The organism is Rhodomicrobium sp. R_RK_3 (genome assembly GCF_002198715.1).
In the GTDB taxonomy this organism is placed as follows: domain Bacteria; phylum Pseudomonadota; class Alphaproteobacteria; order Rhizobiales; family Rhodomicrobiaceae; genus R-RK-3.
On record NZ_MWLK01000034.1, the window covers coordinates 108,553 to 126,463 of the forward strand.

Annotated in this window: 18 protein-coding genes and 1 pseudogene; 8 read left to right on the forward strand and 11 right to left on the reverse strand. The window is 64.8% G+C overall.

The window, feature by feature from the left end; all coding sequences use genetic code 11:
- Window positions 1-54: 54 nt before the first annotated feature.
- The 8 genes and pseudogenes from BLEFHOIH_RS21245 to BLEFHOIH_RS21280 form a co-directional block, all read right to left on the reverse strand.
- Window positions 55-243 carry a DUF2065 domain-containing protein gene (locus tag BLEFHOIH_RS21245; protein ID WP_088348037.1) on the reverse strand — a complete coding sequence of 63 codons (189 nt, stop codon included), beginning with the start codon at window positions 241-243 and terminating at the stop codon, window positions 55-57.
- The gene (gene hflC, locus BLEFHOIH_RS21250) at window positions 240-1,172 is read right to left on the reverse strand and encodes a protease modulator HflC (RefSeq protein ID WP_088348038.1); all 933 of its coding nucleotides are present in this window, start codon (window positions 1,170-1,172) and stop codon (window positions 240-242) included. The genes BLEFHOIH_RS21245 and hflC overlap by 4 nt, the downstream gene beginning before the upstream one ends.
- The gene (hflK, locus tag BLEFHOIH_RS21255; protein WP_088348039.1) at window positions 1,172-2,308 is read right to left on the reverse strand and encodes an FtsH protease activity modulator HflK; all 1,137 of its coding nucleotides are present in this window, start codon (window positions 2,306-2,308) and stop codon (window positions 1,172-1,174) included. The genes hflC and hflK overlap by 1 nt, the downstream gene beginning before the upstream one ends.
- Before the next feature lie 233 nt (window positions 2,309-2,541).
- A complete protein-coding gene (locus BLEFHOIH_RS21260; protein ID WP_245297127.1) occupies window positions 2,542-3,078 on the reverse strand; it encodes a dihydrofolate reductase in 537 nt (178 codons plus the stop codon).
- Window positions 3,078-3,872 (reverse strand): thymidylate synthase, encoded by a 795-nt coding sequence (locus BLEFHOIH_RS21265; protein ID WP_088348040.1) that lies wholly within the window; start codon window positions 3,870-3,872, stop codon window positions 3,078-3,080. The genes BLEFHOIH_RS21260 and BLEFHOIH_RS21265 overlap by 1 nt, the downstream gene beginning before the upstream one ends.
- A 33-nt stretch (window positions 3,873-3,905) precedes the next feature.
- Window positions 3,906-4,802, reverse strand: a complete 897-nt coding sequence (locus BLEFHOIH_RS21270; RefSeq protein ID WP_348626062.1) for an ion transporter — start codon at window positions 4,800-4,802, stop codon at window positions 3,906-3,908.
- A 170-nt stretch (window positions 4,803-4,972) separates the two neighbouring features.
- Window positions 4,973-5,704 carry a cell cycle transcriptional regulator TrcR gene (locus BLEFHOIH_RS21275; protein ID WP_088348042.1) on the reverse strand — a complete coding sequence of 244 codons (732 nt, stop codon included), beginning with the start codon at window positions 5,702-5,704 and terminating at the stop codon, window positions 4,973-4,975.
- Between the two features lie 165 nt (window positions 5,705-5,869).
- A pseudogene (locus tag BLEFHOIH_RS21280) lies at window positions 5,870-6,864 on the reverse strand (NAD(P)H-quinone oxidoreductase).
- A 77-nt stretch (window positions 6,865-6,941) separates the two neighbouring features.
- Here BLEFHOIH_RS21280 and BLEFHOIH_RS21285 point away from each other — a divergent pair.
- Together BLEFHOIH_RS21285 and BLEFHOIH_RS21290 are read left to right on the forward strand one after the other, a co-directional pair.
- The gene (locus BLEFHOIH_RS21285; protein WP_088348043.1) at window positions 6,942-7,130 is read left to right on the forward strand and encodes a DUF1192 domain-containing protein; all 189 of its coding nucleotides are present in this window, start codon (window positions 6,942-6,944) and stop codon (window positions 7,128-7,130) included.
- Window positions 7,131-7,513: 383 nt separating this feature from the next.
- On the forward strand, window positions 7,514-8,044 hold the full coding sequence (locus BLEFHOIH_RS21290) for a DUF1465 family protein (RefSeq protein ID WP_088348044.1): 531 nt from the start codon (window positions 7,514-7,516) through the stop codon (window positions 8,042-8,044).
- A gap of 295 nt (window positions 8,045-8,339) precedes the next feature.
- Here BLEFHOIH_RS21290 and rpmE read toward each other — a convergent pair whose 3' ends face one another.
- Window positions 8,340-8,561, reverse strand: a complete 222-nt coding sequence (rpmE, locus tag BLEFHOIH_RS21295; protein ID WP_088348045.1) for a 50S ribosomal protein L31 — start codon at window positions 8,559-8,561, stop codon at window positions 8,340-8,342.
- A 243-nt stretch (window positions 8,562-8,804) separates the two neighbouring features.
- Here rpmE and BLEFHOIH_RS21300 point away from each other — a divergent pair, with 243 nt between their 5' ends.
- The 6 genes from BLEFHOIH_RS21300 (at window position 8,805) to smc (ending at window position 17,306) form a co-directional block, all read left to right on the forward strand.
- The gene (locus BLEFHOIH_RS21300; RefSeq protein ID WP_245297128.1) at window positions 8,805-10,685 is read left to right on the forward strand and encodes an ABC transporter transmembrane domain-containing protein; all 1,881 of its coding nucleotides are present in this window, start codon (window positions 8,805-8,807) and stop codon (window positions 10,683-10,685) included.
- Window positions 10,686-10,772: 87 nt separating this feature from the next.
- On the forward strand, window positions 10,773-11,417 hold the full coding sequence (locus BLEFHOIH_RS21305; protein WP_088348046.1) for an HAD hydrolase-like protein: 645 nt from the start codon (window positions 10,773-10,775) through the stop codon (window positions 11,415-11,417).
- A 115-nt stretch (window positions 11,418-11,532) separates the two neighbouring features.
- Window positions 11,533-12,099 carry a DciA family protein gene (locus tag BLEFHOIH_RS21310; RefSeq protein ID WP_088348047.1) on the forward strand — a complete coding sequence of 189 codons (567 nt, stop codon included), beginning with the start codon at window positions 11,533-11,535 and terminating at the stop codon, window positions 12,097-12,099.
- A gap of 218 nt (window positions 12,100-12,317) precedes the next feature.
- Window positions 12,318-13,049, forward strand: coding sequence for a DsbA family protein (locus tag BLEFHOIH_RS21315; protein WP_245297129.1), 732 nt, complete (start codon window positions 12,318-12,320; stop codon window positions 13,047-13,049).
- 60 nt (window positions 13,050-13,109) lie between these two features.
- Window positions 13,110-13,784 carry a DsbA family protein gene (locus tag BLEFHOIH_RS21320; RefSeq protein ID WP_170937311.1) on the forward strand — a complete coding sequence of 225 codons (675 nt, stop codon included), beginning with the start codon at window positions 13,110-13,112 and terminating at the stop codon, window positions 13,782-13,784.
- A 66-nt stretch (window positions 13,785-13,850) separates the two neighbouring features.
- Window positions 13,851-17,306, forward strand: coding sequence for a chromosome segregation protein SMC (smc, locus tag BLEFHOIH_RS21325; protein ID WP_088348049.1), 3,456 nt, complete (start codon window positions 13,851-13,853; stop codon window positions 17,304-17,306).
- Here smc and BLEFHOIH_RS21330 read toward each other — a convergent pair.
- Window positions 17,303-17,620, reverse strand: coding sequence for a HigA family addiction module antitoxin (locus tag BLEFHOIH_RS21330; RefSeq protein WP_088348050.1), 318 nt, complete (start codon window positions 17,618-17,620; stop codon window positions 17,303-17,305). The genes smc and BLEFHOIH_RS21330 overlap by 4 nt on opposite strands.
- Window positions 17,592-17,876, reverse strand: coding sequence for a type II toxin-antitoxin system RelE/ParE family toxin (locus BLEFHOIH_RS21335; protein WP_088348051.1), 285 nt, complete (start codon window positions 17,874-17,876; stop codon window positions 17,592-17,594). The genes BLEFHOIH_RS21330 and BLEFHOIH_RS21335 overlap by 29 nt, the downstream gene beginning before the upstream one ends.
- Window positions 17,877-17,911: the final 35 nt, after the last annotated feature.

Sequence of the window (17,911 nt, forward strand, 5' to 3'; positions counted from 1 at the left end):
GTCGCGTGAATGCCTCCCCTTGGTCATTCCTCGATATGCTTTACGCTGGCCGCCTTACGTGCGGCGCACCAGCCAAATTAGCAGAACGCCTGCGGCGACGGCGATGGCGCCACCCGTCCGCAGGCGTTGTTCAGGTGTCGTGGCGGCAATTTCCAGAAGCCGGAAGGCGAGGCCGGGTGCGAGGGCCCATAACAGGCCCTCGATAACCAGCACCAGCCCGAGTCCGACAAGGAAGTCATTCATCTGGCCGCTTGCGAGGATGTCGGAGACGGGCCGCCCGGAATTTGCGGACGGGCCGCAGGCGCGGTACCGGACGGATTGTTGAAATACTGGAAGAACTCGCTGGTCGGCGAGATCACCAGCCGCGTATCCGAGGATTTCAGCCCTTCTTCATAGGCTTGCATCGAACGGTAGAAGGCGAAGAAATCCGGGTCGCGGTTGAAGGCCGCCGCATAGATCCGGTTCCGCTCGGCGTCGCCTTCACCGCGAAGGCGCTCCGAATCCCGGTTGGCGTCGGCGAGCGTGACCGTGACCTGGCGGTCGGCGGTCGCCTTGATGCGCTTGGCCTGCTCGTTACCCTGGGCGCGCAGCTCGGCGGCTTCGCGCTGGCGCTCGGTCTTCATCCGCTCGTAGATGGCCTGGCTGTTCGCCTCCGGCAGATCGGCGCGTTTGATGCGCACATCGACGACCTCGATGCCGAAAGCCGCGGCCTCGCCATTGACCCGCTCGGCGATCTCCTTGGTCAGCTCGGCGCGCCGCTCCTTCACCACATCGATGAAGGTCGAGGAGCCCAGGATGCTTCGCATCGCGCTGTCCATGACGCTGTCGAGGCGGTTGCGCGCGCCGGCTTCGTCGGTAACGGACTGGAAGAACCTCAAGGGGTTGATGATCTTGTAGCGGGCAAACGCATCGACGACGAGCCGCTTCTGATCCGAGGCAATCACTTCCTTGGACGCCAGATCGATGTCCAGGATGCGCTTGTCAAAGAACTCCACGGTCTGCACGAAGGGCGTCTTGAAATAGAGGCCCGGGTCGGTGATGACCCGTTTCGGGTTACCGAATTCGAGCACCAGCGCCATCTGGGTCTGATGCACGATGAAATAGGCGTTATAGGCGATGAATGCCGCGCCGCCGATGATGATCAGGAAGAAAGCGAGAATGGTGTTTCTCATCACTGGCCTCCGCCGGCGCGCTGCGGCGCGCGGTTCAACTCGTTGAGCGGCAGATAGGGCACGACGCCCTGGCCCTGGCCGTTATTGTTGTCGATGATGACCTTGTCGGTGCCGCCGAGAATGCGCTCCATGGTCTCCAGGTACATGCGCTTGCGCGTCACGGCCGGGGCCTTGGCATATTCTTCATAGACATCGAGGAAGCGGTCGGCGCGGCCATTGGCTTCGGCGACGGTCTGCTCCTTGTAGCCTTCGGCCGCCTGCAGGATGCGCTGCGCATCGCCTCGCGCTTCCGGGATCACCCGGTTGGCGTAGCTGTCGGCTTCGTTCTGGAGGCGCTCCTGGTCGGCGCGGGCCGCCTGCACGTCGCGGAAGGATGCGATGACTTCGGCCGGCGGATCGACCTTCTGCATCTGCACCTGGGTGATCTCGATGCCGGCGCCGTAGCTGTCGAGGGTCTTCTGCATCAGCGCCTTGACCGAATCTTCGGTTTCGCGCCGGCTCTTGGTCAGGATCGGCTGAATGTTGTTCTGGCCGACGATCTCGCGCATCGCGCTCTCGGCGACGTCCTTGACCGTGCCTTCCGGCTTCTGGATGTTGAAGAGGAACTGGGCCGCGTCCTTGATCTTCCACAGGACGATGAAATCGACATCGACGATGTTCTCGTCGCCGGTCAGCATCAGGCTTTCCTCGGGCACGTCGCGCGCCGCGATTTCACCGGATGTGCTGAAGATCGAGGTATTCGCCGCCAAGCGCAGGCCGACCTCGGCGCGATTGACATTGGTGACCGGCGGTACATAGACCGTCTCGATCGGATAGGGCCAGCGGAACTTCAGGCCCGGCGTCAGGATGCGGTTCAGCTTGCCGAAGCGGAGCACGACGCCTTCCTGGTTCGGCTGTACACTGACCGTAAAGGAATAAAAACCGATCGCGGCAATCGCAACGATCAAGATCAGGGCAAGAAAACCGCCGCCCAATCCGCCGCCCGGCATGGCTTGTTTCAGCCGGTCCTGGCTACGCTTCAAAAGTTCTTCCAGATCCGGTGACTGACCGCCGCCGGTCGGGCCCTGGCCCCAGGGACCACCTCCGCCCTTCCAGCCGCCGCCCCCACCGCCGCCATTCTGACTACTCCAGGGCATATCTTCTTCCTCTGCCGCTCTCATATGAGGACGTATCCTCACCGGGCGCGGTTAACACACTGTTGCGATTAGGTTCAATGCGAGAAAATTCGGCTGTCCAAGCGTGACTTGCCGCGCATACGATCGGCTGTTTTTAGCGCAGATGGCGGGGTCATGCAAATCCGGCCCTCGAACTCAGGCTTCCCAAATGAAGGAAGCCCTCATATGGCGACGGAGGAGGATTGCGTCAACGTTTAAGCCGCGCCGTTGGTTTCCGGGCGCTCCCAAACCGAGATCGTATAGTCGAATTCATCTTCGCCGCTGCGGGAATGGCGCTTGGACGCCGTTTCGCGCCAGCCATTCAAGTCGATCTCAGGGAAGCGCACATCGCCGTCGGGCGCGGCGTGGACACGGGTGAGGTAGATGCGCTTGGCCTCGGCCATCAGCGCGGCGTAGATCTCGGCGCCGCCGATCACCATCACCTCTTTCGCGGCCCGGGCGAGGGCGCAATCGCGGGCGACGCGCAAGGCCTGGTCGACGCTCTCGACGGCGATGGCGCCTCTCGGGGCGAAATCGCGGTTATGGGTCAACACGATATTGTCGCGCTTCTGCAGCGGCTTCTTCAGCGAGGAAAAAGTCTTCCGCCCCATGATGACCGGCTTGTTCATGGTAATGCTGCGGAAATGCGCCATCTCCGAAGGGAGGTGCCAGGGCAAACCGCCCGCCCGTCCGATCACGCCGTTCTCGCCGATGGCGACGACGAAGGCGACGATGGGGTCCATGGCCGACATCAAACGGCGACCTCCGCCTTGATATGCGGATGCGGCGCGTAGCCTTCGAGGGTGAAATCGTCATAGACGAAATCGAAGATCGAGCCGACATCGGGGTTGATACGCATCACAGGCAGCGGACGCGGCTCGCGTCCGAGCTGGATGTCCGCCTGATCGAGATGGTTCAGGTAGAGATGGGCATCGCCCAGCGTATGGACGAAATCGCCCGGCTTCAGCCCGGCGACCTGCGCCACCATCATGGTCAGCAGCGCGTAGGAGGCGATGTTGAAGGGCACGCCGAGAAAAATGTCCGCCGAGCGCTGGTAGAGCTGGCAGGACAGCCGCCCATCAGCGACATGGAACTGGAACAGGCAATGGCAGGGCGGCAGCGCCATCTCCTCGACCTCGGCCGGGTTCCAGGCGCTGACAATATGGCGGCGCGAATAGGGGTTCGCCTTGAGCCCATGCATGAGTTGGGCGATCTGGTCGATGCTGCGGCCGTCCGGTGCCGCCCAGGAGCGCCACTGCTTGCCATAGACCGGCCCCAGCTCGCCATCCGCGTCGGCCCATTCATCCCAGATCCTGACGCCGTTCTCGCGCAGATAGCGGATGTTGGTGTCGCCGGAGAGGAACCACAACAGCTCATGCACGATCGACTTCAGATGCAGCTTCTTCGTCGTCACCATCGGGAAGCCGTCGGCGAGGTCGAAGCGCATCTGGTGGCCGAAAATGCCCAGCGTGCCGACGCCGGTGCGGTCCGAACGGCGCACGCCTTCACGGCGCACAAGACGGAGCAGATCGAGATATTGTTTCATGGGCCTCAATCTTAATGCGAGTCGGCGACGGAGCTAAACGTCCAGTTTTGCTTGCCGATTTCCATCATCGCGGCTCAGTTGGTCGCGGCGCAGCGCGGCCAGTTCCTCGCGCACGCAGCGCAGCTCGGACATCAGCGTATCGAAGTTTGCCGCCGAGCGCACGCGATCCTGGCTGATCTCCGCCTCCTGCTCGCTCTGCATGGCGTCGACGATGATGCCGATGAACAGGTTGAGCACCGCGAAGGAGGTGATGAGAATGAAGATGATGAAGAAAATCCAGGCGTAGGGGTATTTTTCCATCACCGGCCGGACGATCTCGGCCGCCCAGCCTTCGAGCGTCATCACCTGGAACAGCGAGAAGGCGCTGTCGCCGATCGTACCGAACAGGGCAGGAAAATCCGGCCCGTAGAGCTTGGTCGCCATCACCGAGAAAACGTAGAAGATGAGGCCGAGCAGCGCGATCACCGCGCCCATGCTGGGAATGGCCTGCAACAGGCCGTTGACCACCCGGCGCATCGACTTCACCGTCGAGATCAGCCGCAAGACGCGGATGACGCGCAGCGCCCGCAGCACCGAGAAGCCGCCCGTCGCCGGCACGAGGGCTATGGCGACGACGGTGAAATCGAACAGGCTCCAGCCGTCGCGCCAGAAGGCGCCGCGATAGACGAAGATGCGCAGCGAGATCTCGATGACGAAGATCGTCAGGATGATCGCGTCGATCGCATTGAGCAACCCGCCGAAACGCGACATCGCCGCGGCGCTGGTTTCCAGGCCGATCGACACCGCATTGAGGATGATCAGCGCCGTGATCGTGCGCTCCCAGGCGGCACTTTCCAGCGCCGCCTTCAGCTCACCGCGCAGATCGCGTCCGCCGCCGCGCCGGTCTTGCAGCCGGCCGGAGGCCGCTTTGATGTGGTCGGATGCAGTCAAGGCCCAATCCCGCAGCGGCACGTGTCTTGCGTCCTCATGCATTGCGCAGCCTGACCGGGGGACAAGCTGCGGCTTATGGCTTACCCCTTACCCGCCGCCTCGAGGCGGGAGCCCTCTCCCCCGGGAGAGACAGTGGGCGCGAAGCGACCGGGCGAGGCGGCGTGTTTTGCTTACGTGCGATCCGGCTGCGTGCCGAACACATCCTCGATGGTGAGTTCGCGCTCGTCCTCGTCGTCCTTGGCCGCCGGCCGGCCGTCATGCCGGTTGGCGAAGGCGTCGGGGTTGGAGGTCTCCTCGGCGGGCAGCAGCGTGCCGGCGGCGGCCTCTTCCTGCTCGGCATCGACATCGATGCCGGCGTCGCGACGCTCCTGCTCGACGCGCTTGGAGGCCTTGCGCACCTCGGCGTCGAGATCGATCTGCGAGCACAGGCCGAGCGCCACCGGATCCTGCGGCTGCAGATTGGCGGAATTCCAATGGGTGCGCTCGCGGATCGCCTCGATCGTCGGCTTGGTGGTGCCGACGAGGCGCATGATCTGGCTGTCGCGAAGCTCAGGATGGCTGCGCAGCAGCCACAGGATGGCGTTCGGACGGTCATGGCGGCGCGACAAGGGCGTGTATTTGGGCACGCGCTTGGTCTTCACCGGCGGGATCTCGACCTTCGACTTGGCGAGTTGCAGGCGGTAATTGGAATTGTCCTGGCCTTTGCGGATTTCTTCGCGCGTCAACTGGCCGGACGAGATCGGGTCCATGCCCTTAATGCCATGCGCGACGTCGCCATCGGCGATGCCCTTCACCTCGAGCACATGCAGCCCGCAAAATTCGGCGATCTGTTCGAAGCTGAGCGCGGTATGCTCGACCAGCCAAACGGCCGTGGCCTTGGGCATCAATGGGATTTGCGTCATAAATTTCTCCCGTCTCCTGCAAAACCTTTGCTTACAGGACTATTCTCTTCAACGATGCGTGGAGGAGGGCTTCGTTCGCATCAAAGCTCTAAATTCATATAAGCGTTATGAACGAAAGACGCAAATCTTCTCGACTGCCGGCCCCCGCGGCAGGCACGCTACGGCCTATATGGTTAAGATGATCTTGCCGATATGGCCGCCCTCCTCCATGCGCCGATGGGCCTCCGCCGCCGCCTCGAGGGGAAAGGTGCTGTCGATCACAGGAGCGACGGCTCCGCTGGCCAGCAGCGGCCAGACTTTGTCCTCCAGCGCCTCGGCCAGCTTGGCTTTGACCTCGAGCGTGCGCGGGCGCAGCGTCGACCCGGTATAGGTGATGCGCCGGACCATCAGCCGGGTGAAATCGACGCTTGCCTTGCCGCCTTGCAGAAAGGCGATCTGGTGGATGCGGCCGTCCTCGGCGACGCAGTTCAGATTGCGCTGGATGTAATCGCCGCCGACCATGTCGAGGATGAAATCGACGCCCTTGCCGCCGGTGCGGTCCTTGATGACCGCGACGAAATCCTCCTCGCGGTAGTTGATCGCCAGATCCGCGCCGAGCTGTTGGCAGACGGCGCATTTCTCGGCGCTGCCGGCCGTCGTGTAGACGACAGCGCCGAAAGCCTTGGCAAGCTGGATCGCCGTGGTGCCGATGCCGCTGGTGCCCCCATGGATCAGGATGCTTTCGCCCGCCCGAAGCCGCCGCGCGCGAAGAGATTTTGCCAGACGGTGAAGAAGGTCTCGGGCAGCGCCGCCGCCCGGATGGCATCGTAGCCGGCGGGAAACGGCAAAGCGGTCGGCTCGTCCGCTACGCAATATTCCGCATAGCCGCCGCCGGTGACCAGCGCCGTCACTTGATCGCCGAGCCGGTAGCGCGACGCGCCTGCCCCGAGTTCGACCACTTCACCCGCTATTTCGAGGCCGGGAATCGGCGAGGCGCCGGGCGGCGGCGGGTAGCGTCCTTCGCGCTGGATCACATCCGGACGGTTGACGCCTGCCGCCGCGACCTTGATCAGGAGCTGGCCCGCCCCCGGCCTCGGCATCGGCGCGTTCACCGGCCGCAGCACGTCCGGGCCGCCATGTTGCGTTATGGCGATAAGTTTAATCGTCTGGGGTAAAGTCACGGTGGCTCCTCATGCGTTGATTTGCATGTTGAGGCCATCATAATGCATCCAGAGAAGACGGACAGGAGATTTGAGCGATGAGCTGGGATGAACCCGTGGCAAAAAAACCGGCCGCCTTCGACCTCGGCGCTGATCTTTCCGCTTTGTCGGTCAAGGAGTTAGAGGAGTATATCGCGCTGCTTGCCGGCGAGCGCGACCGGGTCGAGGCGGTGCTGGCGGCCAAGCGCGCCTCGCAGAATGCGGCACATTCGATCTTCAAAAGCTGAACTGTTTCTGCGGAGACTAGGATATAGCTTTAATCAAATCTTAGAAATTTGCTGCGATCTTTTGCATTACTCCGACACGGACCTGTACTGACGGGCCGCATTGGGTGTAGTGATACCTCCTTGTAGACTGGTGCCGCGGCAAGCTCCGCGGCATTTTTTTTGCGCCTACGGTAAAATGCGTATGGCCGGTTGCCGCGAAAACATCTCCGATCGGCGCAAGTTACGGCCCCGCCCAGGAAAATAGCTGTGGATGATTCTTAATTCGTGCCGCTGTTTATCAAATCCTCAAATTTCCCTTGCATCGCTAAGCTTATATTAAACATGATTGGCGATCAGCTTATGGGTGGGTCGCATCGCGTTGCCAGTGGGTAGGGTCTGAGTTGATGAGTAGCAAATCCGGAATTATGCCTCCCCGCAGGGATGGCACGGTAACCGTTCCTTTCCGCAAGAAATCCGGCCAGCCGGACGCCTTTCTCGGCCTGTTCCGGGAAGGCATGTCGCTGGTCGAGGCGACGGCGAACTATCTCGACGGTCCGGGGCGGCGCGAGTCCAAATGCCTGCCGCCGCAGATCGCGCTCTGCTACGCCACCGAGAGCATGCGTCTGACGACGCGGCTCACTCAGCTCGCAACCTGGCTGCTCGCCCGCCGCGCGGTGATGAACGGCGAGCCGATGCCGCCCTCCGGCAGCGCCAACGATCCGCAGCAGCTCCCGCCGATGACGCGGCCTGCCGGCTCGAAAGGCTTCGAAAGCCTGCCCCAGCAGCTCCGCGATCTCATCGAGGCCGGCTACCGGCTGCATGACAAGGTCTGCCGTTTCGACGGCGCGGAGCGGGGGGTGGTGATCGTCGCGGCCCATCGCCACAATGCGGTCGCGTCGCAGGTGGCCCAGCTTCAGGCGGCCTTCGGGCAGTAAGCCGTCTGTCGCTCGTCCCGGACGGCTGGCAGGCCGAGCCGGGACCGAATGGCCTATTCGCGGGCACCAGGGCAAAAGAGAAGGCGAACAGGCCCCGGCTCTGGCGGCTGGGGCGACGGTTGAAGATGGCCTGGCGAGATCTCCACAAGAGAAGCGCGGCCGTCCTGCCCCCAAATCCAGCGATCAAACGCAAAAAACCGCGCTCCGGACGGCGGCTGCGCGGTTTTGCTAAGATTTTAACGATGAACTGAAATTCGGCGCCCTGGCGCGAGGCCGCTCGCCGGGCGACCGTAATTTAGCCCAAAAATCCTTCGAACTTCTTCTTGAACTTGCTGAGGCGTCCGCCGCGGTCGACAAGCTGCTGATTGCCGCCAGTCCAGGCCGGATGGGTATTCGGGTCGATGTCGAGATTGAGCTTGGCGCCCTCTTCGCCATAGGTCGAAAAGGTCTCGAATTCGGTGCCGTTGGTCATCACGACCGTGATCTTGTGGTAATCGGGGTGAGCGTCTTTCTTCATAGCCAATCGCCTTCCGTCTCGCATGAGCCCGCGCCGGATGCAGCATCCAAACTTTGGGTGGTGTTTCTCGGCTTCCTATATCGCACTCTATTGCGGGATGACAAGATGCGTGTTTGGGTGGATCTCGGCGGAAATACAGTGCCGCACCGGCTTGGATAAGCAGCAATCGGTACAGACCTCTGAGGTAACTTCTATTTTGCGACGGCCGCTGGCGGCCGCCTGGATTTGTTAGGGGCTAGAGTGATGAAAAACGGCAGCGCACAGACCCGCTGGCCCAAACCGGCGCCGGTCGACACCGAGATGCCGGAGACAGAAGATGCGGCGCCAGTCGGCAACTCCGCCTTGTCGCGGACGGCGGCGAAACGGCCCGCCCTCTCCGCCGAGAGCCTGAGGACTCTGAAGCCCTTCGTCCTGCGCTACAAGGGCACGCTGGCGCTCGCCGTAATCGGCCTCGTGCTCGCCGCCGGGGCGACGCTTGTGCTGCCGGTCGCCGTCCGCCGCATGATCGATTTCGGCTTTTCCGGCGACAGCGCCCATCTGATCAACAGCTATTTCGCCATGCTGCTGGTGGTTGCCGCCGTGCTTGCGGGCGCGAGCGCCGTGCGCTTCTACTGCGTGAGCTGGCTCGGCGAGCGCGCCGTCTCCGACATCCGCGCCGCCGTCTTCGCCCATCTGACCTCGCTCAGCCCGGTCTTTTACGAGCAGAACCATTCCGCCGAGCTGATGTCGCGCCTCACCGCCGACACCGGCCACATCCAGACCGCCATCGCCTCCTCCGTCAGCCAGGCGCTGCGCAATCTGGTGCTTGTGATCGGCGCCCTCGGCATGATGGTGTTCACCAGCCCCGCGCTGAGCGCGCTCGCCATCGGCGTCATCCCGCTGATCGTGCTGCCGCTGGTCGCCTATGGCCGCGTCGTGCGCCGTCTCTCCCGCCGCGCCCAGGACGAACTTGCCGCCGCCTCCTCCTACGCCGCCGAAAATCTGGCCGCCCCGCGCACCATGCAGGCTTTCACCTTTGAGCCGGTCGTCACCGCGCGTTACGGCCGGGCCGTGCAGAACGCCTTCGACGCCGCCCGCCAGCGCATCTTTGCCCGCGCGGCCCTCACCGCGATCGCGACCTTCCTGGTCTTCGGCAGCGTCGTCGGCATCCTCTGGTACGGCGCGCATGAAGTGCTGGCCGGCTCGATGACCGGCGGACGGCTGGCGCAATTCGTGCTTTACGCCGCCTTCGCCGCCGGATCGGTCGCGGTCCTGTCGGAAGTCTGGGGCGAAGTGCAGCAGGCCATGGGCGCCGCCGAACGGCTCGGCGAAATCATGGCCGTCAAACCCGAGATCGTCTCGCCCGAGAAGCCGGCACCGCTGCCCGAACCGGCGCGCGGCGAAATCCGCTTCGACGACGTCACCTTCGCCTATCCCGCCCGGCCGGACGCGCCGATCTTCAGCGATCTCGGCCTGACCGTGAAACCCGGCGAGCGCATCGCCATCGTCGGCCCGTCCGGCGCGGGCAAGACCACGCTGTTCAGCCTGATCCTACGCTTCTACGATCCCCAGCGCGGCCGCGTGCTGGTCGACGGCGTCCCCGTCAATGAAGCGGACCTGACATCGCTGCGCCAGCGCATGTCCTATGTCCCGCAAGATCCCGCCATGTTCGCCGCCAGCGTCGCCGAGAACATCCGCTACGGCTCGCCCGACGCGAGCGACGAACAGGTCCGCCGCGCCGCCCGCACTGCGCTCGCCAGCCAGTTCATCGAGGCGCTGCCGCAAGGTTATGACACGCCGCTCGGCGAACGCGGCATCACGCTTTCCGGCGGCCAGCGCCAGCGCATCGCGATCGCCCGCGCGCTTCTGCGCAACGCACCGATCCTGCTGCTCGACGAAGCCACGAGCGCCCTCGACGCCGAGAGCGAAAGCCTCGTCCAGACCGCGCTCAACCGCGTCATGCAGGGCCGCACCACGCTGGTGATTGCCCACCGGCTGGCGACGGTGCTCAGCGCCGACCGGATTCTGGTGCTCGAAGGCGGCCGCATCGTCGAGGAGGGCACACACGCGAGCCTGATCGACAAGGGCGGCATCTACTCCCGCCTTGCCGAGCTGCAATTCCGACACGAGGCGGGTGCGGCTTAGACGCTAGTGGTGGAGGATTGAGCGGCGGCAGCGATAGAATCATCTATCAAACCTCGGCAACCCCTAGCCGGTGAACCCCAGCCGCTCATGCCCTACAAGCTCGTCATCTTCGATTTCGACGGCACGCTCGCCGATAGCGCCGCCTGGTTTCTCGCCCGGTTCAATGGCGTGGCGGAGCGGTATCGCTTCCCCAAATTGACGCCTGACGAGATCGAGGAGATGCGCGGCCAGAACAGCCGCGAGATCGTCCGCCGGCTCGGTCTGCCGCTCTGGAAGCTGCCTTTGATTGCGCGGCACGTGCGCCAGCTCGCGATGGACGATGGCGGCGGCATCACCCTTTTCCCCGGCATCGAGGCGATGCTGCGGCATCTGGATGCGCGCGGCATGCAGATCGCCGTGGTGAGTTCCAATGCGGAAACGACGATCCGGCGGACCATGGGGGCGGCAATCGCGGCATCGATCGACCATTTCGAATGCGGAGCCTCGCTTTTCGGCAAGGCGCGGAGGCTTCGGCGTGTTCTGAAGTCCAGCGGGGTCGCCGCCTCCGAGGCCATTTTCATCGGCGATGAGACGCGCGACATCGAGGCCGCGCATCAGGCGGGCATCGCCGCGGCAGGCGTGCTGTGGGGCTATGCCAAACCGGCCGCATTCGAAGGCGTCGGCCCGATGACGACCTTCGCGACGGTCGAGGACATAACAAGCTTCCTCGCTGGTGATCCGCCGGCAGGCTGATCGGCGCGCATCACGCAAATTGGGACGGGCACCCCGCTTTCTCCGCCCCTCCTCGCCCAAAACCCTCGAATCATCTAGCGTCCCGCCCAGTCCAAGGGGACAGGCCGGGGGGCTGATGTCGGAAAAAACCGCGAAGATCGTCTCGCGCAAAGGCTTCACGCCGGCCAAGCCGGGCTGGAAGGCCAATGCGGTGCGCGCCAAGAGCGTCGGCGAATTCGTGCCCGCGCTGATGCGTCCGGCCTTCGAGAAATACGGCTTCCCCGCCGCCGCCATCCTCACCGAATGGACCGCCATCGCCGGCGCCGAGATGGCCGCCTTCACCGCGCCCGAGCGGCTGAAATGGCCGCGCCGCACCGGCGCCGAGGACGAGGGCAACGAAAAGGGCGCGACGCTGATCCTGCGCGTGGCGGGCGCGAGGGCGCTCGAAGTCGAACATATGCGCCAGCCGCTGATCGAGCGCATCAACGCCGCCTTCGGCTACCGCGCCGTCGCCGAGATCCGCGTTCTGCAGGCCCCGCTTGCCCGGCCGAAATCCGACGCGCGCCCTCCCCTCCCCGCCGCCTCGCCGGCCAATGCGGCCCTGCTCAGTGCCCTCCCCGAAGACCGGCTGAAACAAGCCTTTACCCGCATGGCCTCCGGCCTCGAAGCCCGCCGCGCCTCCGCCGCCGCCGCTCGCACCTAGCGTTTCAGCCCTAACGCGGATCCAAGCGCCGCACCGCGCGTTGGGCTAGGGCATGTGTCGAGCACGCCCAGGCTCCCGGATGCGGCGCGGTGATAATTCGGCGATCCAACGCGCCGAACATGACCGATTTTTCACGTCGAATTCATCGCCGGCGCCTTTGCCGCGCTCGACAGAGCCGTCATCTCGCCTTATGTCTTGACGCAAGATAACGGCAAGAAATGCGCCCCCACGCCGAGGAGGGCCGTCAGTCGCTGAAGGAGATGGAAGTGGTCACCTTGTTTTCTGCACCTGTCACACCGGTCTCGCGCCGTTTCGCGCTCATCGCCGGCGCGGCGGCATTGCTGGCGGCCATGATCGGCGCCGGCTCGTTCGAGGCGCGGGCGCAGGCCCCGCTGAAGCCCGATGTCGACATGACCGCGTTCATGAAGACCGACGGCCTGCCCGAGAATGTGATGGGCAAGGAAGATGCGCCCTACACCATCGTCGAATATTCCTCGATGACCTGTCCGCACTGCGCGGCCTTCCATAAGGACGTGCTGCCGGACCTGAAGAAGAAATATATCGATACCGGCCGCGCCAAATATATCGTGCGCGAATTCCCGCTCGATAACGTCGCCGCCTCCGCTTTCATGCTCGGGCGCTGCGTCGAACCGGCCAAGTATTTCGACCTGATCGACCTGCTCTACGCCAACCAGGAAGAATGGGCGTTCAAGGACAACCCGCTGCCGGGCTTGCAGAAATTCGCCCTGCAGGTCGGCTTCACCGAGGACAAGTTCAATCAGTGCCTGAAGGATGAGAAGCTGCTGAACCATATCGCCTGGGTGCGCGATCGCGGCAGCAAGGAATTCGGCGTGCGCGCGACGCCGACCTTCTTCGTCAACGGCCAGCGCCTGAAGGGCACCGGCATCGAAGCCTTCGATAAGGTCATCGGCCCCGACAGCAAGAGCTAAGCCGAATCGGTCATGCTGGCCCCGAAATTCCGCCGAGCGGCGGGCAACCGGGGTCCAGCCATGGCCAGCCTTGCATCGAGACTGATGTGTTTCATCTACGCCGCCGGGCTTTTGACGGCGGCGACAACCGCCGCCCAGGCCGAGGATGTCTTCCCGGCCCCGGTGGCCCGCCCGGCCAAGCCGCCGAGCATCGCCGAGCTGAACCTGCCCGGCCCGCTCGGCGAGCGCAGCCTCGGCAAGGCCACGGCGCCGGTCACCATCATCGAATATGCCTCGCTCGGCTGCCCGGTCTGCGCCGGATTTCACACGCAGATCCTGCCGAAGCTGAAGGCCGACTATATCGACACCGGCAAGGTCCGGCTGATCTACCGCGAATTCCCGATCGGCAAATCCTCGCTGGCCGCCGCCCATGCCGCCCGCTGCGTCGCCGAGCGGCATTTTTTCCGCATCAACGAAAAGCTGATGTCGAATCGCGGCGGCTGGAACGCGCGCGAGCCTGATCCGGGCCTGCTCTATAAAATTGTGCAGGAAACCGGCATTCAGCGCGCCGCATTTGACAGTTGCATGGCGAATCAAAAGACTAAGGATGGGTTAATATGGATGAAACAGCGGGGGCGGGAGCTTGGCGTGAAGGGCACGCCGAGTTTCTTCATCAATGGCCAGCCGGTGCGCGGCGTATTGAATTACGAGGAGATGCGCAGGCTCATCGAGCAGCATCTCCAAAGCGCGAGCTAAGCCGGCGCAGCCTCCCGCCCGCTCGACCGAGGGCGACGACGCCTCGCGAGCCATGAGGGATTGCCAGTGCAGATTAAGCGCCTCCGCCTTCTGGGCTTCAAATCCTTCGTCGAGCCGACCGAGCTGCTGATTGAGCCCGGCCTGACGGGCGTCGTCGGCCCGAATGGCTGCGGCAAGTCGAACCTGCTCGAAGCGCTGCGCTGGGTGATGGGCGAGACGTCCTACAAGAACATGCGCGGCGGCGCCATGGACGACGTCATCTTCGCCGGCACCGATACGCGGCCCTCGCGCAATATGGCCGAAGTCAGCCTGACGCTGGACAATTCCGCCCGCAAGGCCCCGGCCGAGTTCAACGACAGCGACACGCTGGAAATCTCCCGCCGCATCCAGCGCGAGGCGGGCTCGATCTACAAGGTCAACGGCAAGGACGTGCGCGCCCGCGACGTGCAATTGCTGTTCGCCGACGCCGCGACCGGCGCGCGCAGCCAGGCCCTCGTCCGCCAGGGCCAGATCGGCGAGATCATCAGCGCCAAGCCGCAGGACCGCCGCCGCATCCTCGAAGACGCCGCCGGCATCGCCGGCCTGCACGGCCGCCGCCACGAGGCGGAGCTGCGGCTGAAGGGCGCCGAGAGCAATATCGAGCGCCTGCGCGATGTCATGGGCCAGCTCGGCTCGCAATTGCAGAGCCTGAGGAAGCAGGCGCGGCAGGCGCAGCGCTATAAGGAGATCTCCGTCGAGCTGCGCAGGTACGAGGCCATCCAGCATCATCTGCAATGGACCTCCGCCTCCGAGCATGTGACGGCCGAGGAGGCCGCGCAACTCGACGCCACGCGGCAGGTCGGCCAGTTGACCCAGGCCGAGTCCTCGGCGATGCGCATTCAGGCCGAAATCGCCGAGACCTTGCAGCCCTTGCGCGAGGAGGAGGCGACCCGCGCCGCCGTGCTGCATCGCCTCGAAGTCGAGCGCCAGACACTCGACCGCGAGGAGCAGCGCGCCAAGGACCGCTATGCCGAGCTGGAAACCCGCCTCGCGCAATTACAGCGGGACATCGACCGCGAGACCGACGCCATCGGCGAGGCCAAGGAGCTTTTGAAGAAGCTCGACGCCGAAGAGGAAGAGCTGCGCGACAGCGGCGAGGACGATGGCGCCGCGCGCGAGATCATGCAGGAGGCCGTCGCCGAGGCCGCCGCCGCGCTCGAGGCCACGGAAGACGCGCTGCAGGCCGCGACCAGCGCCGCCGCCGAGGCGCGCGCCAGCCGCACCCAGGCCGAGGCGCGCATTCAGGAAAGCTCCGGCCGCGTCAACAAGCTGAACGCCCAGGCTGCCGAGCTGGATCGCCAGATCCGCGCGCTCGGCGTGTCGCCCGATGCGATGGCCGATGTCGAGATGCTGCGCGAGCAGGTCGCCCAGCTCGCCGAGGAACTGGAGATCGTCGAGGCGCAGACGACCGACGCCGAAGCCGCTTTGCCCGAAGCCCGCGCCCGCGAGAAGGAAGCGCGCGAGACGGCAGGTCAGGCGCGGCTGAAGGCCCGCCAGCTCGAGACCGAAGTGGCGACGCTGGTCAAATTGCTGAAGCCCGACGAAAGCGCCAAATGGCGGCCGGTGGTCGATGACATCCGCGTTTCGCCCGGTTTCGAGATCGCGCTCGGGGCGGCGCTCAGCGACGATCTGGAAGCCGGCCTCGACGCCAGCGCGCCCGTGCGCTGGAGCCTCGTCGCCGCCGATGGCGATGCGCCCCTGCCGGCCGGCGCCGAACCGCTCAGCAGCTCCGTCAAGGCTCCGGCGGAACTTGCCCGCCGCCTCGCCCAGATCGGCGTCGTCGACCGGGCGCAGGGCGCCGCCTTGCAGCCGCAGCTCAGACCCGGCCAGCGCCTCGTCAGCCGCGAGGGCGACGTCTGGCGCTGGGACGGCTTCATCGCCGCGGGCGACGCCCCCACCGCCGCCGCCAAGCGCCTCGCCGAGCGCAACCGCCTGGGCGAACTCGAGGAGCAGGTTTCCGCCCTGCTTGCCATGGCCGAGGACGCCGAAGCCGCGCGCGAAGCCGCGACCGAGGCCGTCAACCATGCCCAGCAGCAGGAGAAATCGCTTCGCGACCGCTGGCGCCAGCTCCAGGCCCAGGCCGGCTCGTCGCGCGACAAGCTGGTCAAGGCCGAGCGCGCCATCCAGGAGCACACCACCAAGCTGACCAGCCTCACCGATGCTGCCGCCCGCATCGAAGAGGCCCGCGAGGAAGCCGCCGCAATCCAGTTCGACGCCGAAGCCGCGCTCGACGCGCTTGCGCCAACCGCCGATCTGGAAGCCCGCCAGCAAGCCGCCATGGCCGCCGCCGCCGCCAAGCGCAGCGCCTTCGCCGAGGCCAAGTCGCGCGCCGACGGCATCGAGCGCGAAATCCGCGCCCGGCAGATGCGGCTCGAAGCCATCTCAGCCGAGCGCAAGCGCTGGCTCGGCCGCGACGGCAGCGCCGAGCAGCAGATCGCCACGCTGCATGAGCGTCTCGGCGAGATCCGGCGCGAGATGGCCGAGCTGGGCGAGCTTCCGGTGAAGATCGAGGAGCGCCGCCAGCGCATCCTCAACGAGCTGAGCCAGGCCGAGGAACAGCGCCGCCTTGCCGCCACCACGCTGGCCGAATCCGAACATGCGGTGCGCGAGCAGGAACGGGCGCTGCGCGAGGCGCAAAGCGCGCTCGGCAAAGCCCGCGAGGAACGCGCCCGCATCGAAGCGCGCCTGGAAGCCGCCCGCGAAAAGCGCCAGGATCAGGCGCGTATGATCCGCGAAATGTTCGAATGCTCGGCGGAAGAATGCCTCGCGGTCGCGGGCGTCGAGGCCGGCAAGCCGCTGCCGCCCCTCGATGAGGTCGAGCAATCCATCGTCAAGCTGAAGGCCGACCGCGAGCGCCTGGGCGGCGTCAATTTGCGCGCCGAAGAGGAGGCCGAAACGCTCGGCGCCGAATTCGACGGGCTTGAGAAGGAGCGCGCCGATCTCGAAGAAGCGATCGCCAAGCTGCGCCAGGGCATCATCAATCTGAACAAGGAAGGCCGCAAGCGCCTGATGGAGGCGTTCGAGACCGTGAACGGACATTTCCAGCGCCTGTTCAAGATCCTGTTCGGCGGCGGCGAGGCCGAATTGCAGCTCATCGAGAGCGACGACCCGCTGGAATCGGGGCTAGAAATCCTCGCCCGCCCGCCCGGCAAGAAGCCGCAAGTGCTGACCCTGCTCTCCGGCGGCGAGAAGGCGCTGACGGCGCTGGCACTGATCTTTGCGGTGTTCCAGACCAACCCCTCCCCGATCTGCGTGCTGGACGAGGTCGACGCACCGCTCGACGACGCCAATGTGCACCGCTTCAACGCCATGCTGGAGGAAATGACCAAGACCACCGACACCCGCTTCCTGGTCATCACCCACAACCCGATCACCATGGCGATCATGAGCCGCCTGTTCGGCGTCACGATGCAGGAGAAGGGCGTGAGCCAACTCGTGTCGGTGGACCTACAGACGGCAGAGCGGTTCCGCGAGGCGAGTTAGGCGCGCGGGCTGATCGCTTCCAACTCGCCGGCGATCTGGCGGCGGCGTTGCATCAGGTCGTAATCGCTCTGCAGTCCGAGGAAAAAGCCCTCGGAAAGGCCGAAATAGCGGGCCAGTCTCAAATCGGTGTCTGCGGAAATCGACCGCTTTCCAAGGACCAGTTCATTGATACGTCGCGGCGGCACGCGCAGTTCGCGGGCCAGCCGGTTCTGACTGAGGTCCAGTGGGCGCAAAAATTCCTCCATTAGGATTTCGCCTGGGTGAGGATTCGGCAATAGCTCGGCCTCATTTATGATAGTCGACGATTTCGACATCTGTCGCTCCTTCGTCCCGCCAGATAAAGCAAATCCGCCATTGATGATTGATCCGGATGCTGTGTTGTCCCTCGCGTCCGCCCCTCAAGGCTTCGAGCCGATTACCGGGCGGTATTCTCAGATCTTCGAGGACGCGCGCTTGGTTCAACATGCGCAATTTGCGCAAGGCCGCCGGCTGCATGTCGGCGGGAAGCTTCCGGCTGCGCCGCCCGGCCCATATTGTCGCCGTTTCGTCGTCGGCAAAGCCTCGGATCATGGACAACTATAACGCGCCGCGTTATAGTTGAACAG

Coding starts and splice junctions, on each gene's coding strand:
- BLEFHOIH_RS21310 (WP_088348047.1), top strand. CDS start 11,533: ATGTCGGAAAAAACCGCGAAGATCGTCTCGCGCAAAGGCTTCACGCCG.
- BLEFHOIH_RS21330 (WP_088348050.1), bottom strand. CDS start 17,620: ATGTCGAAATCGTCGACTATCATAAATGAGGCCGAGCTATTGCCGAAT.
- BLEFHOIH_RS21320 (WP_170937311.1), top strand. CDS start 13,110: ATGGCCAGCCTTGCATCGAGACTGATGTGTTTCATCTACGCCGCCGGG.
- rpmE (WP_088348045.1), bottom strand. CDS start 8,561: ATGAAGAAAGACGCTCACCCCGATTACCACAAGATCACGGTCGTGATG.
- hflC (WP_088348038.1), bottom strand. CDS start 1,172: ATGAGAAACACCATTCTCGCTTTCTTCCTGATCATCATCGGCGGCGCG.
- BLEFHOIH_RS21265 (WP_088348040.1), bottom strand. CDS start 3,872: ATGAAACAATATCTCGATCTGCTCCGTCTTGTGCGCCGTGAAGGCGTG.
- BLEFHOIH_RS21285 (WP_088348043.1), top strand. CDS start 6,942: ATGAGCTGGGATGAACCCGTGGCAAAAAAACCGGCCGCCTTCGACCTC.
- BLEFHOIH_RS21305 (WP_088348046.1), top strand. CDS start 10,773: ATGCCCTACAAGCTCGTCATCTTCGATTTCGACGGCACGCTCGCCGAT.
- BLEFHOIH_RS21275 (WP_088348042.1), bottom strand. CDS start 5,704: ATGACGCAAATCCCATTGATGCCCAAGGCCACGGCCGTTTGGCTGGTC.
- BLEFHOIH_RS21290 (WP_088348044.1), top strand. CDS start 7,514: ATGAGTAGCAAATCCGGAATTATGCCTCCCCGCAGGGATGGCACGGTA.
- hflK (WP_088348039.1), bottom strand. CDS start 2,308: ATGCCCTGGAGTAGTCAGAATGGCGGCGGTGGGGGCGGCGGCTGGAAG.
- BLEFHOIH_RS21315 (WP_245297129.1), top strand. CDS start 12,318: ATGCGCCCCCACGCCGAGGAGGGCCGTCAGTCGCTGAAGGAGATGGAA.
- BLEFHOIH_RS21260 (WP_245297127.1), bottom strand. CDS start 3,078: ATGTCGGCCATGGACCCCATCGTCGCCTTCGTCGTCGCCATCGGCGAG.
- BLEFHOIH_RS21300 (WP_245297128.1), top strand. CDS start 8,805: ATGAAAAACGGCAGCGCACAGACCCGCTGGCCCAAACCGGCGCCGGTC.
- BLEFHOIH_RS21335 (WP_088348051.1), bottom strand. CDS start 17,876: ATGATCCGAGGCTTTGCCGACGACGAAACGGCGACAATATGGGCCGGG.
- BLEFHOIH_RS21245 (WP_088348037.1), bottom strand. CDS start 243: ATGAATGACTTCCTTGTCGGACTCGGGCTGGTGCTGGTTATCGAGGGC.